Source organism: Bradyrhizobium erythrophlei, assembly GCF_042430365.1.
GTDB lineage: Bacteria > Pseudomonadota > Alphaproteobacteria > Rhizobiales > Xanthobacteraceae > Bradyrhizobium > Bradyrhizobium erythrophlei.
In genome coordinates this window covers 1-13,507 of the sequence record NZ_JBHMET010000262.1, presented here as the reverse complement: position 1 = coordinate 13,507, position 13,507 = coordinate 1, and the positions used below count along the sequence as shown (strand labels likewise).

Sequence of the window (13,507 nt, the reverse complement as noted above, 5' to 3'; positions counted from 1 at the left end):
CCCCTCTTCATCAGGGTAAAGGTCTTGTCCGCTTCGAATGTCGAAATAGTAGCGCGTCATAACGGCTCACGATCAACAGGCGGGAGTGCAACATCTCTCAGTCACCGACGCCTGTGGAACCGCTGCCGATGATGCCTACCAACTCCCAGGTCTTTGCTTGGTTCAAACCGAACTCGCGTAGGCCCTAAACTGAGTTGGACTGCAGATATATCGTCCGGTCATCGAACACACCTTGTATATCCGAAATAAGTGTATAGCCTGATGCAATTCGATTGGCCTTGAGCCTGGTAGATCGGTCGCAGAGACCCTTTTCCAAAGACATCGTCGGATTGAAGAGAATGCAGGCGTGCTTTCGCGCGATGGAAGCGCTTGCGCTTTGGAGAACAGAAAAAATGTCTACAGGCATCGTAAGGCCTCCACCGCCTGGCAGAAGGCCAGCGGGTGAGCTTTGAGATCAAGACCGACCCGAGGCGGGGCACGATCTCGGCCGAGCAACTTTCGCTGGCCTAGATACTCAGTCAGCTTTTGCCGTTTCACGGATGTACTGGAACGGTGATGCGGCCCGCTCCGTCCTCGGATTGAGCGGGCTATTGCGCGCTCGCAACCGACACTCAGTTGTGGGTGAGCGATGCGAGGTACTACCAAGCAGGCATCGAACGGTGCCGCGCTTTGGCTCGGGCCTGTATCCACCGATTGGAGCAACACATTGCAAGTACTTGTCCGCGACAACAACATCGACCAGGCGCTGCGCGTGCTAAAAAAGAAGATGCAACGCGAGGGCGTCTTTAGAGAAATGAAGCGGCGACGTTCCTACGAAAAGCCATCGGAAAAAAGGGCTCGCGAAAAGTCCGAGGCCGTGCGTCGAGCCCGCAAGCTCGCTCGGAAGCAGGCCATAAGAGAAGGCTTGATCCCGGCGCCGCCGAAGAGAGAGCTTCCGGTGCGCAAACCGACATTGCCCGCCACCAGCAGCGCACGGGCGGTTAGGAGTGATTCATAGGACCTTGTGACTTTGGCGGCCGCCGTCGTTCGACAGCGGCGGGGTCCAATTGAGGTGGAGAAGGCCCGAAGGCGAGGAACGTTCTCGTCGTGACGCTGTTGCCTCCGTGAGTTGTATCACTGATGGCGCAGCGAAGGACGGCAATCAAGGCGGCCATCGAGGCAAAAATGGAAACCAGAAGCATCCCGGTCAAGGTCGGGGGCAGCCTTGATCAGGGCGAACTGCAACGCCGCTAGCCAAAGCATCAAAGTCCCGGGATCGTTGGGACCTTTTTCTCTTCTTGCAAAACCTCGTCGATAGCAGCTTTCGTTGTCGGAGGTCTGCAGCTTACCGATCCAGGGCTGACGCAATTTGCGCTAGCGCCCAATGGAGGGAGTGTGAGCAACATGACGCTGCGCCCTTATCGAGAATCCCAGTCTCTTCAAGAACGCCTTTCGGACGAGCACCATCGGCGATGCAGCCAGTCCGATGTCAACCATGACATCACCAAGATGGCGCGAAGGGATGCAACGGCCAGCCGTGCTGCCGACCGACGTGGCCGCGATCTGGCCGTCAAAGCGATGGATGAAGTATCGGACAATTCCGCCAGCCGGGTTGATCGGGCTGATCGCAAGCGTCGCTAGCTTGAAGGTCCAGATGAGTTTCGATCAGCTCGCGTCGATCGCGCCAAGACAGCAAATGATCAAGTGAATCCTTGCTGGTGCGCTTCTGAGATGCAGGCGCCCGGCCGAATGTCAGGTTTGAGCTATCCGGAAGATGGCCAATGAGCGCTTGGCAGTGACACCGGGACCTCCGCTTTCATCACGAAAGCGGGAGTACAACGCTGTCAGTCACCGGTAGATGCCAGAGGAAGGGCGGTGATTTAAGTGAAGCTACATCCAATCCGACCCCTAACGCATGTCAAAAAGTGCACACAAGCCTCTTCGCTGCGATGCAAAAGGAACTATGGGGTTAGCCAAGAGTCGATTCCCATGTTCGGCACGCGCATCGCCAAGAGGCTCATTTGGAAGGCAAACTGCCCCGGGGGTAAGGAGGAAGGAAATGGCTTACACTCATGAGTCGAGGAGCCCCACTCAGGCTCAGCGCGAGGCCCAAAAGGCGTTTCGGGAAGCGGACGCCAAGGCCGCGATATCAGAATACGAACGCGCTCAAACCGCATTTCATGCGAACCGTGAGCGATTGAAGGCGGAGCGATTGGCTCGCGAGGCGGCGGCGAGCGACGAAGCCGCACACAAGCGGAAACCCTGAGAGATGGCGCCCGGCCTCGGCCGAACGGTGCTGTCACTGAACGGAGCGCGGATTAATCGGCCAGCGGGAGACGATCTATCTGTGATCGCCGCCGGGGCTGCGGTGTTCGCAGATCCGATGTTATGGAATTGGCCGAGCGAATCGGACCCGTAAGCGCGCCGATTATCGGTTGGGCTATTTGAGGCAGTCGGGCGGGACACTCCCGCATCAGCCGCTGAACATTAATCACTCGTTAACCCTACGGTCGCCTAATGGGAATCAGAATTCGATTCACCATGTCGACCCACGTGACGCGACCGAAGGCGATGCCTCTTTAGGCCCATCTTACTTTTCGTTCGTTTGCCGGGCTGGCGGTTCGCGTTGCGACTGTCCTACGCGGAGCAAACGATGTTCGGAAGGCACGATTCAGTGGACAATCTCAGCCGCAATCTCGATCGCGCGCGAGGAAAACGCGACGCACTTGCGTCCGATGTCACGACACTGACGGCTCATATCGCCGAAATCGAAGCCCGCCTTTCTGAAGAAAGAAGCCGGCGGGAACGTGATCACGTTTTAGGCCAAATCGAAGCGATAAAAGAGCGAATCAAACAAACTGCCAGCGCGCTCACGCCCGTCATCAATGAACTCTGCGAGGCGACCGAGATGGCGGCGGCAGTCGTGCCCGAAGCTCGCGAGCTCAATAGCTTTCTATTATCGGTAGCGACCGAAGTCGATACCGTAATCGATCCGCTATTGCGCGAACTGGACCAACGCGCCGACGCGGTACGCGCCGCCCACCCTGCCCCAGATCGCCCGTGTTTAGCCAATGAGGCGCCGACCGAGCTACCAAAGGATGATAATCCTCGCCTACTTCGTTTTCCAATATGGTGGAGGAGTCTGATCAGTACTCGCGTGCAGAAGTTTTTCCGCTCTTCGGTGATGAAGAAGGGGGCAGACCAAACCGGAGAGCCGAGTTGCGTCCGCGCGCAGCTTTGACGGTGGACCGCTCGAAGTTGCCTCGGAGCGAGCCACACTTTTGAAACGATTTGCTGTGGTTCTTATGACGACTTAGTCGGCCTTGCGGCACAGGAAGGCCCGGGATATCGAGGCTGTTTTCCTCGATCGAATTGCGCACAGCAGAGGAGCGGCCGTGCGGATCGAGGCCCTGCGGAGCCGCATGGCGCGCATGTTCCGAAATCGGCTTGGACGGTCGTCATTCGGGGTGACGGGTCATCGGGCGGAGCGGCGAATTCTCTAGTCGCGTCAGCGGTGCACTACGCTCAATCCGGTCGGCGATGCGACGACTGTCGTCGCGCAGCCTGCCGGCGAGTTCGGCGAAAAAGGGTTGCGGTTGGCGCGCCGGGCCAAGATTATCGATACCGGTCGCCACCACCGAGACGCGAACGGTACCTTCCAGGCGCTCATCAAAAGTGGCGCCGACGATGATGTTGGCATCCTGGTCGGCCTCTTCGCGAATGCGGGTAGCAGCTTCATCGACCTCGAACAGCGTCAGATCCTTGCCGCCGGTGATGGAGATTATGAGACCACTGGCGCGCTTGATCGAGGGATCCTCGATCAATGGATTGGAAATCGCGGCCACCGCGGCGGTGAGCACGCGCTTCTCGCCAGAGGCCTCGCCCCTGCCCATCATGGCTTTACCCTTCTCGCGCATTACGGAAAGGACGTCGGCAAAATCGAGATTGATCAGACCTTCCTTGACTATGAGGTCGCTGATGCACGCCACACCCGAATAAAGCACTTGATCGGCCAGGGCGAAGGCATCAGCGAACGTCGTCTTCTCGTTGGCTACCCGGAACAGGTTCTGGTTTGGGATGATCAGCAGGGTGTCAACCGCCTTCAGCAGTTCCGCAATGCCTGCTTCGGCAAAGCGCATGCGGCGCTGGCCCTCGAACTGGAATGGCTTGGTGACTACACCAATAGTAAGAATGCCAAGCTCACGCGCAATCTTGGCTATAACAGGCGCCGCCCCGGTACCCGTACCGCCGCCCATACCGGCAGTAACGAACACCATGTGTGCACCGGTCAAATGATCGCGAATTGCATCGATTGCCTCTTCGGCGGCAGCGCGGCCTAATTCGGGTTGCGAGCCGGCGCCAAGGCCTTTAGTCACCTGGGCGCCCATCTGGACGACACGCTTGGCCATCGACATGGTGAGCGCCTGTGCGTCGGTATTCGCGACGATGAAGTCGACGCCTTGCAGGCCGGCCGCGATCATGTTGTTGACGGCATTGCCGCCGGCGCCACCGACCCCAAACACTACAATGCGCGCTTTCATCTCGCGAATATCGGTGATGCTGGTCATCTTTGCCTCACGATTGCTCCGGTTTGCCTCTCGATTGCTCTGACAAGCTGCGGCATGGGACGACACGGATTTCTACCTACAACCCTAGCGGTCTGCTTCCACTATTGCCGTCGCGGCTGGTGGCCACGGTCTCGTTAGTTGCCAGCAGCTACTCACCCATCAGCCGATCGGCACGCTCGCGCCCGCCTAAAAATCTCACCAGAGGCCGCTCGCTCGATTACCAAGCGGCTCCGGTTGCCGCGCGCTCCGCCCTACGTGGGCCGGCAAGGGAATGTCTGTTCGCACTACGCGCTCCAACTCGCGATACCGAGGATTGAGGAAGACTTAGAGGCTTCTGCTCTTCTTCAAATGTGAGCCAATCGCCCGATAGTGTTCCTCGTCGTCGCCCCTCTGATCGTACGTCCCTATCTTTCTTAAACATGCCGTTGGAAGCGTAGCGCGGTCTGACCACCCTGCCGATTTGTGCACGGCGAGCAGAGCGATTAGGCCGTCGCTGCTCGTCGATGACAATAAGCGCTCTGGTTCTCTCCGAGCAATCTGGTGCGGATAGCTTCCTCGATGAGCGAGAGGGCGTGATCCAATTCGCGGGCCCTGCTCTCCGCGTTCTTCGCACGCAACTCCGCAGCAGACAACTTGGCTTCGGCGGAAGAGATACGCGATTCAGCGAGATACAACGCGCTTTCGGCAGCTTCCATGCGTTTTTCGGCCTGGCGAAGTCTTTCAGCTGCGTTCCGACAAAGACTCTGGGCGCGGGTTTCCGTTTGGCGCGCTTGATCTTGCAGATTACCGACAACCTCGGCGGCTTGGTAAACAAGATCCAGCGCCGAGTGACCACCATCGTTCGCTCGTGCGGAGGTCTGTCCTTGCGGGAAATTCAGGACGTTCCCGCTATCTTGGGGTTCCTGATTTTCCTCCGTGATTTGGATGCATTCTCTGAGCCAGTGAGGGAGTGCCATTTCGCACCTCCTAAAAAAAGCGTTGAGATTCGAAAATTAGAGTGCGCTTTGGTAAACAGGTGGTTAATGGACTGATCCGTGAAGATAAGGCCAATCATCGGGCTGCCGCTGATGGCGCGAAGCGGGCTCTTGCCGGAGCATCAATGTAGGCTGAGGGTCGCACTCGGAACTGCCCTATCGCACAAATCTAGCGTGCATTTGGTGCGAAAGGCCGACTTCGGCTCGGGTGGCGGCCATGGCCTGCGGGCTTCTGTTCGCCAATCAGATGTTATGGAAGGATCGGCCGGAGGCCCAGCGGCGGTCTGGCTGAGGCGCATACGGAAACAGCAAAGAACCAATCTAAATTCCGCTTCACTCCATAAGCAGGCCTGTTGATGAGCTCCGCTTTTGACCCCGCACGGATGTTGGCTCGCGTTGCTTTGGCCTGTGAGGATGATCCCGGCTTAGCCTGGTCGTCCGTTGTTGAGCTGGGCCGGAAAAACCACTTTGCGCCTTGAGCGACGCGCCGAGCGAGGAGCGCCGCCGCCAGCTCGAGGCCGGCGACGCCGCGGCGATGCCCGCTCTCGCGGTGGTGGTCGGCGCGCAGGCCGATGATGCGCTCGCCAGCTTCCACCTGAAGCGGCTGCTTAAAGGCGCCAAAGGCGTCCGCATTCAACTGGAATAACAAGATCTGGAGGTGACCGCGCGATTTGCGCCCGCAAATTGCCGATTCATTCCCGCCGCGCTCCAGTGTTCGAGGCGGAGCGGCCGTGCATGCGCGGATGGTATCGAGCGGCTGGCCTGTTTTGGCGGCGCCGCCCCCCGTTCTGCGTGTTGTTGGTCGTGTCGACGGGCTTGCGCTGGCCAGGGTCCATCCGATGCACGGCGGCAGCCTGCCCGCGGACATCCTGCAAGGACTACGCGACGGCCTTGAGGACCCAACCTTTACGTTCGACGACAGACTCTTTGGCCGGCATGTTCCCGACGGGGCATAGGCGTCTTGGGGAGCGTCTAGTTCGAGCACCATTCCGATCCTTAATGATTGATGATTGGGATTGGCAAAAGAAGCGTTAAGCGCCATGCCCGATTTTCGACGGTCGCGCATAGCGCGCTTTAAAATCACCGCGCTATATTGATCGGGGAGTTTGGCTACTGAGGGTTTGGGGGCAAATATGACAACCTCTACCGCCTGGCAGGCAGAAGTTGGAATACCCTCGCGAATGAGGTTGGCGGCGACTGCAAAGCGGGCACTCCGAGCTGACCTTCTGCGACGCTTTGCGGGCGACGAGACCGGCAGCTACGCCATCGTCATCGCCGTCGTGATGCCGGTCCTGGTCGGGACCGCGGGCCTCGGCACCGAGGTCGCGTGGTGGTTCTACAAGCACAAGAACATGCTGAGCGCCGCCGACTCGGCGGCCGTGAGCGCCGCCACCGCCGGCACCAACCTCACGACCGAGGCCAATGCCATCACGACGTTCTACGGCTACGCCAACGGGGTCAATAACGTCACCGTCACGGTGAACCAGCCGCCGACCAAGGGAAGCTTCACCTCGAGCTCTCAGGCCGTCGAAGTCATCATCACCCAGCCGCAACCGCGACTCATGTCGGCGTTGTTCGGCACAGGAACGGTGCCCGTCACGGTCCGTGCCGTCGCACTGCCTAATATGGGAAGGGGCTGCGTGCTGGCACTCGACCCGACCGCCAATCCAGCCGTGACAGTGTCGGGCAACACCCAGCTCAACCTGATCAATTGCAATCTTTATGACAACTCCACCGGCAGTTCGGCGCTCAACGTGAGCGGGGGGGCCACGATATCTGCGAACATGGTTGGCGTCGTCGGCGGCGTTTCGGGCGCCAGCAGCATCACAGCGACCAACGGCATTCGAACCGGCATCAGGGCGATCGCCGATCCCTATGCCAACGTGACGCCCACAATGCCCACGTGGTGCGACTATTCGAGGAAGTTCAACGTGACGTCGTCGACCACCCTCAGTCCTGGCAGCTATTGCGGGGACATATCGGTGACCGGAGGCGCCACCCTAACGCTCAATCCCGGGATCTATTATTTCAACGGCGCCAATCTGTCGGTGGCCGGCAACTCCACCATCACGGGAAATGGCGTCACGCTGGTGTTTACCGGCTCCGGCAGCAACTGGGGTTCGGCGAATATCGGAAGCAACGCCAATGTCAGCCTCACCGCGCCAACGACCGGACCGACCGCAGGTATCGCGATCTACGGCGACCGGAAGATGCCGGGGGGCACGGCCTTCAATTTGACGGGCGGCGGCACGCAGAACCTGCAGGGTGCGGTCTACCTGCCGAAGGGTGCGTTGAGCTTCAGCGGCGGCAATGGCACGAGCGCGACGTGTACGCAAATCATCGCCGACACGGTCGCGATCACCGGAAGTTCGAATGTCCAGGTCAATTGCGCTGCCATGGGCGGTAACGCCATCGGCACGCTGACAGCGCAACTTGTCGAATAAGTCGGGGGAGCAAGATGAAACGGGGCGATGCAAGGGGTCGATGCCGTCCGCGGATGTATGGCCTTTCGGGCGGTGTGTTCGGGAAATTCCGGCGTGACGCGCGCGGTGCCGCGGCGATCGAATTCGGCGTCCTGGTGCCGGTCCTGGCGCTGATGGTGGTGTCGGTGACCGACATCGGCCTTGCGATCTATCGCAAGATGCAGGTGGAGAACGCCGCCCAGGCGGGTGTCGAATATGCCATCGCGCACGGCTTCGACACCAATGCGATCTCGGCTGCCGTGGTCAGCGCGACGAATTCAAACGCGATCAGCGCGTCACCCGCGCCGGTCAAGTATTGCGGCTGCGCGACAACATCCGGAGTGAGCAGCATGACCTGCGGCGCGACGTGCCCGGGCGGCGGATCGGCGGGGACGTATACCACCGTATCCGCGCAGGCAACCTACTGGACCATCATCAACTATCAGGTGGTTCCGACCAGCTATGGGTACAGCACCCAATCGACGGTGAGGTTGCAGTGAAGCTCGCGGCATTATGGCGCGATCGCCGCGGGGCCTCCGCGCTCGAATTCGGCCTGATCGCACCGCTGTTCTTCGCATTTCTGTTCGGCATCATCGAGGTCGGCATGTTGCTGTGGACCCAGGCGGGCATGCAGCACGGCGTCGAGCTCGCCGCGCGCTGCGCCACGGTGAACGCCACGCTTTGTCCGACGAGCAACCCGAACGCGATCACCACCTACGCCAGTCAGCAGGCGTTCGGTCTGAACTTGCCGTTCTCGACGTTCAGCTACGCCGCTCCGGCCTGCGGCAATCAGGTGAGCGCGAGCTATCAGTTCCAGTTTCCCCCGATCCTCAATCTGGCGCCGCTCACGTTGACGGCACTGGCCTGCTTTCCCGCCTGAACGCAGGCCCCGGCATCGTCCGCCGGAAGCAGTTCGCCGTCGAGGATGCAGCCCCCGTTGCGCTGCGGTTAACACCAATGTCTGCAGCAGCACTACCACTCAGAGTTATGCCGCGGGCCGCGCGTTGGGGTTGATCGTTCCCGTCTCATCTTTCACTGTGACAAACCCAAGCTGCGGCAGTCAGGTATCTGTCAGTTACGCCTTCAATTCCCTCGTTCCAATGATTCCCCTCTCGGTCACGCTCACGGCTCGGTCATGTCATACGTGAACGTGCAAGACCGACCACGGTTGGAAGCGCCTGGTCCTGACCCATTGCTACCCTCGTAAGCTGATCAAATGTCCGCTTCACATCCACGAGCGGATTCGCAAATGAGAAATTATGGAAGACGTCGGTCAGCGGCCTATTAGTCGCAGATGCCCACGCCAGACACATGTCGGTCCTGTCCCCAGAAGCAGACATGACAGCTGTTTGCGAGCATACCCGCTGTGGGCCAACTCCGGACATCCTGGGAGCCACAGTCGTCGCCTCCGGATGGGACGCCAATCGGGTCGTGGCGGCGTACTGCCGAGTCGCGGGGCCGGTCAGTCACGCTGACTTGCTATATCAGTCGGCCGGAGTGAGTCTGCCGACACCGGGTCCGGTCTTCAGCCTTCAGGCTCTAACCAATCTGAGACATGGTGCATTTTTGATGCTGTTTCTCAGGCGTGTCAGGTCGCGTATAATCTAGTTGCCCTTGAAACGGGACAGCCGAAATCGCCGTCCGGGGCGAACGAGCAGTAACTGATGCCATCGGCAGGCACGCTCTCTTAAGAGGCCGACGCTTTTTTCGGTTCGCACCACCGCCTAATGAGTTTTTAGAGAGAGTTCTCTCTCTGATCATCAGAGGACATTGAGATGTTAGCCACCGATCTAACGAAATTTATCGAGCAGGATCATCTGGCTTTGGATGCCTTCGTGAAGGGTGATCCTGAGCCTTTGAAAAGCCTCTACTCGCGTCGGGATGACGTCATTATCGCCAATCCGTTCGGACCGCCGGCGAAGGGGTGGAGACAGGCAGCCGAGACCATGGAGCGGGCCGCCACCAACTACCGGGAGGGCGAGGCCACTGGCTTTGAGCGCATCTCCGAGTACGCGACGGCGGACTTGGGGTACATCATCGAGGTGGAGCGGTTCCGATCCAAGGTCGGTGGTGACGACAAACTGGTGCCGATTGCGCTTCGGGTCACCACCATATTCCGGCGAGAGGAGGAAGCGTGGAGGATCGTCCTTCGTCATGCCGATCCGATAACCTCAGCGCGCCCGCCAGCGTCCATTGTCGGGGAGTAGCGGCGAAGCAATTCATCGCTCGCCCGGCCACCATGTCGATGGCGGATCGCTTGCCGAAATCTTTGTACACAGAAGCGCGACAAAGGCGGCTGCGCTTGTAGGGATAGCCCCGCACTTCCGAGCGGTCCTTGCAGCGCATGTACCGCTCCAACTCATGGATCGGCGTCCCCCCAGAGAGGTCCGTATGCCAGGACGGAATCCGCGGCCATCTTCGTTTGTGGGATGTCGGCTCGGGGTCAAAATGCGAAACACTCACGCTGAGCACAACAGGTCCGCTCTTACCCCAATCGCGGACGCATAGCCGGACACGGATTTTCGTCGCTACGGGCCAGAAGGCGACATTCCCCGAGCAGCTGTGCATCTGAAGCTCGCGCCCTTAAACCGCGACTGCCCTTGGTCGCCGAAGTAATCATAACCAGTTGTCTTCGATAAAGCACCAGACTAGCCCGCAAGTGAGCGCCAGGCCGGCCAGCAGTTTATGCGGACTGATGATCAGGATACCAGGTACGGGCATCGCCAGGTAGGACAGCAGAAGCCAGATAGCGATGGTGGCGGCGGGTACGAAAACGATCGCCTCGACTCTCTTGAATCCCAGAAGACGGTCCGGCAGCCAAAACACGGCGACGATCGCAAGCCCGACGGCTCCGATCATCAGCAGCAAGTATAGGCCATATGCCACGATAACGGCGAACGTGTGCATGCGTCGGATCCGGTGAAGATCGCACGTCGTGATCGTGATTGCGCCCGGTTAACGGCGCGTGCATGCCGGCCCATGGCTCGGGGCTGACCTTCGCCTTCGGCGCCGTTTCGGTAAACCTTGATCAGATCCGGAAGCGGCCTGTTTACTTTCCGGTCAAGCAACGAGCCGAGCACAATGCTTGCTTCAGCCGATGAGAGGGAACGGCGCGAAATCAGTGCGAGGGCCGTCGCCCAAAAGACATAGGCCGCAGGGCATCGACGAGAGTCGTTCGAAGTCAGCTCCGGGTCATTCGCGTCGATTGGGTAGGGCTGTGGCCACGTCCGGTTTAGCTCGGGGAGCCGACGGTAAAGTCAGCACCGAGGTTCGACGCGAAGGGGCCAGCAACGGAAGTGGGGGGCGAGTGACAGACCCTATTAGGCTGGCAGATCGCGGCCGAATATCTGACCGTAATCGACAATCGGTGCGTAAGTGGCGTCCAAGAGCGCTACCATGTTCGCTGCATCGCACGCGACATCGGGTTGACGGGACCTGCGGCGGCGCGATCTTCGCCCCCCGCCTTGCTGCCCGGTACCGGAAACGCATAGCCCAAAATGGTCTTGATGACCCAGCGGTCGGAGGCGGGCGTCAGTCCGTAGCCGACGCCGAAATTCACATCGATCACGCCGAGCTTGAAATCTGTCACGGCAAACAGCGTATGCTCCTGTTCGGCAAACGCCTTGAAGTCGCCGATCTTGCCCCAATCGGAATAATATTCGAAACCCACGTCGAGATCGGGGCCGAGCTTTCGCGCCACGCGCGCGGCCGGCGCGAAATGCGTCTCGCCGAATCGTCCGAAGCCGATATCTACGATCGGGTTGACGATGAGTTCGTACTCGGAATTGCGCGCGCCGATGATGGGGCGGATTTCCATGGCAAAGCGCGTCTGCGCAAAGGGCGGCGTCTGGTTTGAGAATTCGAAATTGACGCCGTAAAAGAAGTCGCGCTGCTCGGCGTGCGGAGAAACGAACAGCGTTCTGAGCTTGAATGCGTTGGAGTAGAATTTTTCGTCTCTCACCGCAAACGGCAGATAGAGCCCGATCTCCCACCAGTCGGTGAGGCCATAAGCAAATTCGGGCGTGCCGTTGAGGCTGTTCTGGGAGATCAGCCCGCCGGGAAACGGTGGATCCTTTACCCCGAGCGGGATGTAATTGAGATGTTGCTGAATGGTGAACTGGCCGACTTCGGCGATGCCAGCGTTGTAGACTTGGATCTCGTCGGTTGCCTTCGCCCGGCCTGCCAGCGCGAGCGACAGTGCCGCGCTGCAAAAGACGATGCGCCATGACAGGCTATTGCGATCTGTCGTCATCGGCGCAGCCACGCTAAGCCGCCCCGATCAAAATGCCGATCCCGAGCACGATGGCACCGCCGAGCACGATCTGGAAGACCGCCTGCAGGAACGGCGTATCCATGTAGCGGGCGCGGATATAGGCGATTGCCCACAGTTCGAAGAACACCACGGCGCAGGCGATTACGGTCGCGATCCAGAATGCGTCGGGCCAAGCATCCGGAACGAGATAGGGCATGGTGTGGCCGAGACCGCCGATCGTGGTCATCAGCCCGCAGGTCAAGCCGCGCAGCCAGGGCGAACCGCGCCCGGTCAGCGAACCGTCGTCGGACAAGGCTTCCGCAAAACCCATGCTGATGCCGGCGCCGATGGAAGCGGCAAGTCCCACCAGAAAAGTCTGCCAGTTGTGATGCGTGGCAAACGCCGCGGCGAACAGCGGCGCCAGTGTCGACACCGATCCGTCCATCAATCCGGCGAGTCCCGGCTGCACATATTGCAGGATGAACACGCGCCTGCGCGTGCGGTCTTCGGCTTTGCGGACGTCCGGACTGAGAATCTCGTCGGTCAATTTGACCGCGGTCTTTTCGTGGCCTTTTTCGGCTTCCGCAAGATCGCCGAGCAGGCGGCGCACCGCGACATCCTGCGCCTGCTCGGCCGCCTTGATGTAGAACCGCTCGGCCTCGAACTCCATCGTCTCGGCCTCCTTGCGGATGGTGTCGAGCGGCAGGTTCTTGGTCAGCCAGACCGGACGGCGGCGTAAAAATCCCTTGACGTCCTCACGCCGGATCGGCGGCAAATTTGGGCCGAAACGTTGTTGGTACAACTCAAGCAGCTTGTGCCGATGGCCGCGCTCTTCCTCGGCCATCTCCTCGAAGAGTTTTGCGGAATCCGGGTAGCGTTCCTTCAGGTCTTCGGCGAAGGTCATGTAGATGCGGCTGTCTTCCTCCTCCGCGGATATCGCGACCGCCAGCACCTGGCGCTCGGTCAAATCGGCAAAATTCTTCATGAGGACTTCCCGAAAGTAATTTAGAACGATTCTAAATCTCTATATCGATTCGGGCACGTGGGGTCAAATTGGTCGCGCTTAATCGCCGCGGTTGCTGCCAGAGCCCTTCGGCGTCATTTGAATCGGGAACTCGGAGTGAGCTTGTCGGGAGAGATGCAGCAATGGCCGCGCGGCCTTCATAGACGAAGGCCAGCGACATTTTTCTACAGCGGATCCAATTTTGTGAAGTCCGCTAGACTGTATGTCCCCTCCACAAAATGAGGCGACTCACCCTCGATGTTGCAACG

The 13,507-nt window shown here is 59.7% G+C and carries 13 protein-coding genes and 2 pseudogenes; 9 read left to right on the top strand and 6 right to left on the bottom strand.

Going from position 1 to position 13,507, the window contains the following annotated elements; all coding sequences use genetic code 11:
* Positions 1-411: 411 nt before the first annotated feature.
* Together ACFFWD_RS40075 and rpsU are read left to right on the top strand one after the other, a co-directional pair.
* Positions 412-510 (top strand): annotated as a pseudogene (locus tag ACFFWD_RS40075) (cold-shock protein); the annotation flags it as partial.
* Between the two features lie 196 nt (positions 511-706).
* Positions 707-997 carry a 30S ribosomal protein S21 gene (rpsU, locus tag ACFFWD_RS40070; protein ID WP_376974913.1) on the top strand — a complete coding sequence of 97 codons (291 nt, stop codon included), beginning with the start codon at positions 707-709 and terminating at the stop codon, positions 995-997.
* A gap of 116 nt (positions 998-1,113) precedes the next feature.
* Here the strand turns inward: rpsU and ACFFWD_RS40065 are convergent, their stop codons facing one another.
* On the bottom strand, positions 1,114-1,347 hold the full coding sequence (locus tag ACFFWD_RS40065) for a hypothetical protein (protein ID WP_376974912.1): 234 nt from the start codon (positions 1,345-1,347) through the stop codon (positions 1,114-1,116).
* Between the two features lie 27 nt (positions 1,348-1,374).
* Here ACFFWD_RS40065 and ACFFWD_RS40060 point away from each other — a divergent pair, with 27 nt between their 5' ends.
* Positions 1,375-1,620 (top strand): hypothetical protein, encoded by a 246-nt coding sequence (locus ACFFWD_RS40060; RefSeq protein WP_376974911.1) that lies wholly within the window; start codon positions 1,375-1,377, stop codon positions 1,618-1,620.
* A gap of 1,033 nt (positions 1,621-2,653) precedes the next feature.
* Positions 2,654-3,220, top strand: coding sequence for a hypothetical protein (locus tag ACFFWD_RS40055; RefSeq protein ID WP_376974910.1), 567 nt, complete (start codon positions 2,654-2,656; stop codon positions 3,218-3,220).
* A gap of 376 nt (positions 3,221-3,596) precedes the next feature.
* Here the strand turns inward: ACFFWD_RS40055 and ftsZ are convergent.
* Positions 3,597-4,547, bottom strand: a pseudogene (ftsZ, locus tag ACFFWD_RS40050) (cell division protein FtsZ); the annotation flags it as partial.
* A 482-nt stretch (positions 4,548-5,029) separates the two neighbouring features.
* The gene (locus tag ACFFWD_RS40045) at positions 5,030-5,503 is read right to left on the bottom strand and encodes a hypothetical protein (RefSeq protein WP_376974909.1); all 474 of its coding nucleotides are present in this window, start codon (positions 5,501-5,503) and stop codon (positions 5,030-5,032) included.
* Between the two features lie 493 nt (positions 5,504-5,996).
* On the opposite strand from ACFFWD_RS40045, the gene ACFFWD_RS40040 reads away from it, so the two are divergent.
* From ACFFWD_RS40040 to ACFFWD_RS40020, 5 genes are all read left to right on the top strand, one after another.
* A complete protein-coding gene (locus tag ACFFWD_RS40040; RefSeq protein WP_376974908.1) occupies positions 5,997-6,167 on the top strand; it encodes a hypothetical protein in 171 nt (56 codons plus the stop codon).
* Positions 6,168-6,702: 535 nt separating this feature from the next.
* The gene (locus tag ACFFWD_RS40035; protein WP_376974907.1) at positions 6,703-7,965 is read left to right on the top strand and encodes a TadE/TadG family type IV pilus assembly protein; all 1,263 of its coding nucleotides are present in this window, start codon (positions 6,703-6,705) and stop codon (positions 7,963-7,965) included.
* Between the two features lie 53 nt (positions 7,966-8,018).
* Complete coding sequence (locus ACFFWD_RS40030) at positions 8,019-8,483, top strand: TadE/TadG family type IV pilus assembly protein (RefSeq protein ID WP_376974906.1); 465 nt, start codon at positions 8,019-8,021, stop codon at positions 8,481-8,483.
* A complete protein-coding gene (locus tag ACFFWD_RS40025; protein WP_376974905.1) occupies positions 8,480-8,863 on the top strand; it encodes a TadE/TadG family type IV pilus assembly protein in 384 nt (127 codons plus the stop codon). The genes ACFFWD_RS40030 and ACFFWD_RS40025 overlap by 4 nt, the downstream gene beginning before the upstream one ends.
* Positions 8,864-9,758: 895 nt before the next feature.
* Positions 9,759-10,190 carry a YybH family protein gene (locus tag ACFFWD_RS40020; RefSeq protein WP_376974904.1) on the top strand — a complete coding sequence of 144 codons (432 nt, stop codon included), beginning with the start codon at positions 9,759-9,761 and terminating at the stop codon, positions 10,188-10,190.
* 409 nt (positions 10,191-10,599) lie between these two features.
* Here the strand turns inward: ACFFWD_RS40020 and ACFFWD_RS40015 are convergent, their stop codons facing one another.
* From ACFFWD_RS40015 to mbfA, 3 genes are all read right to left on the bottom strand, one after another.
* Positions 10,600-10,890 carry a hypothetical protein gene (locus ACFFWD_RS40015; protein WP_376974903.1) on the bottom strand — a complete coding sequence of 97 codons (291 nt, stop codon included), beginning with the start codon at positions 10,888-10,890 and terminating at the stop codon, positions 10,600-10,602.
* A gap of 484 nt (positions 10,891-11,374) precedes the next feature.
* Positions 11,375-12,235 (bottom strand): hypothetical protein, encoded by an 861-nt coding sequence (locus ACFFWD_RS40010; protein ID WP_376974902.1) that lies wholly within the window; start codon positions 12,233-12,235, stop codon positions 11,375-11,377.
* Positions 12,236-12,248: 13 nt separating this feature from the next.
* Complete coding sequence (gene mbfA / locus ACFFWD_RS40005) at positions 12,249-13,220, bottom strand: iron exporter MbfA (RefSeq protein WP_376974901.1); 972 nt, start codon at positions 13,218-13,220, stop codon at positions 12,249-12,251.
* Between the last annotated feature and the right edge of the window lie 287 nt (positions 13,221-13,507).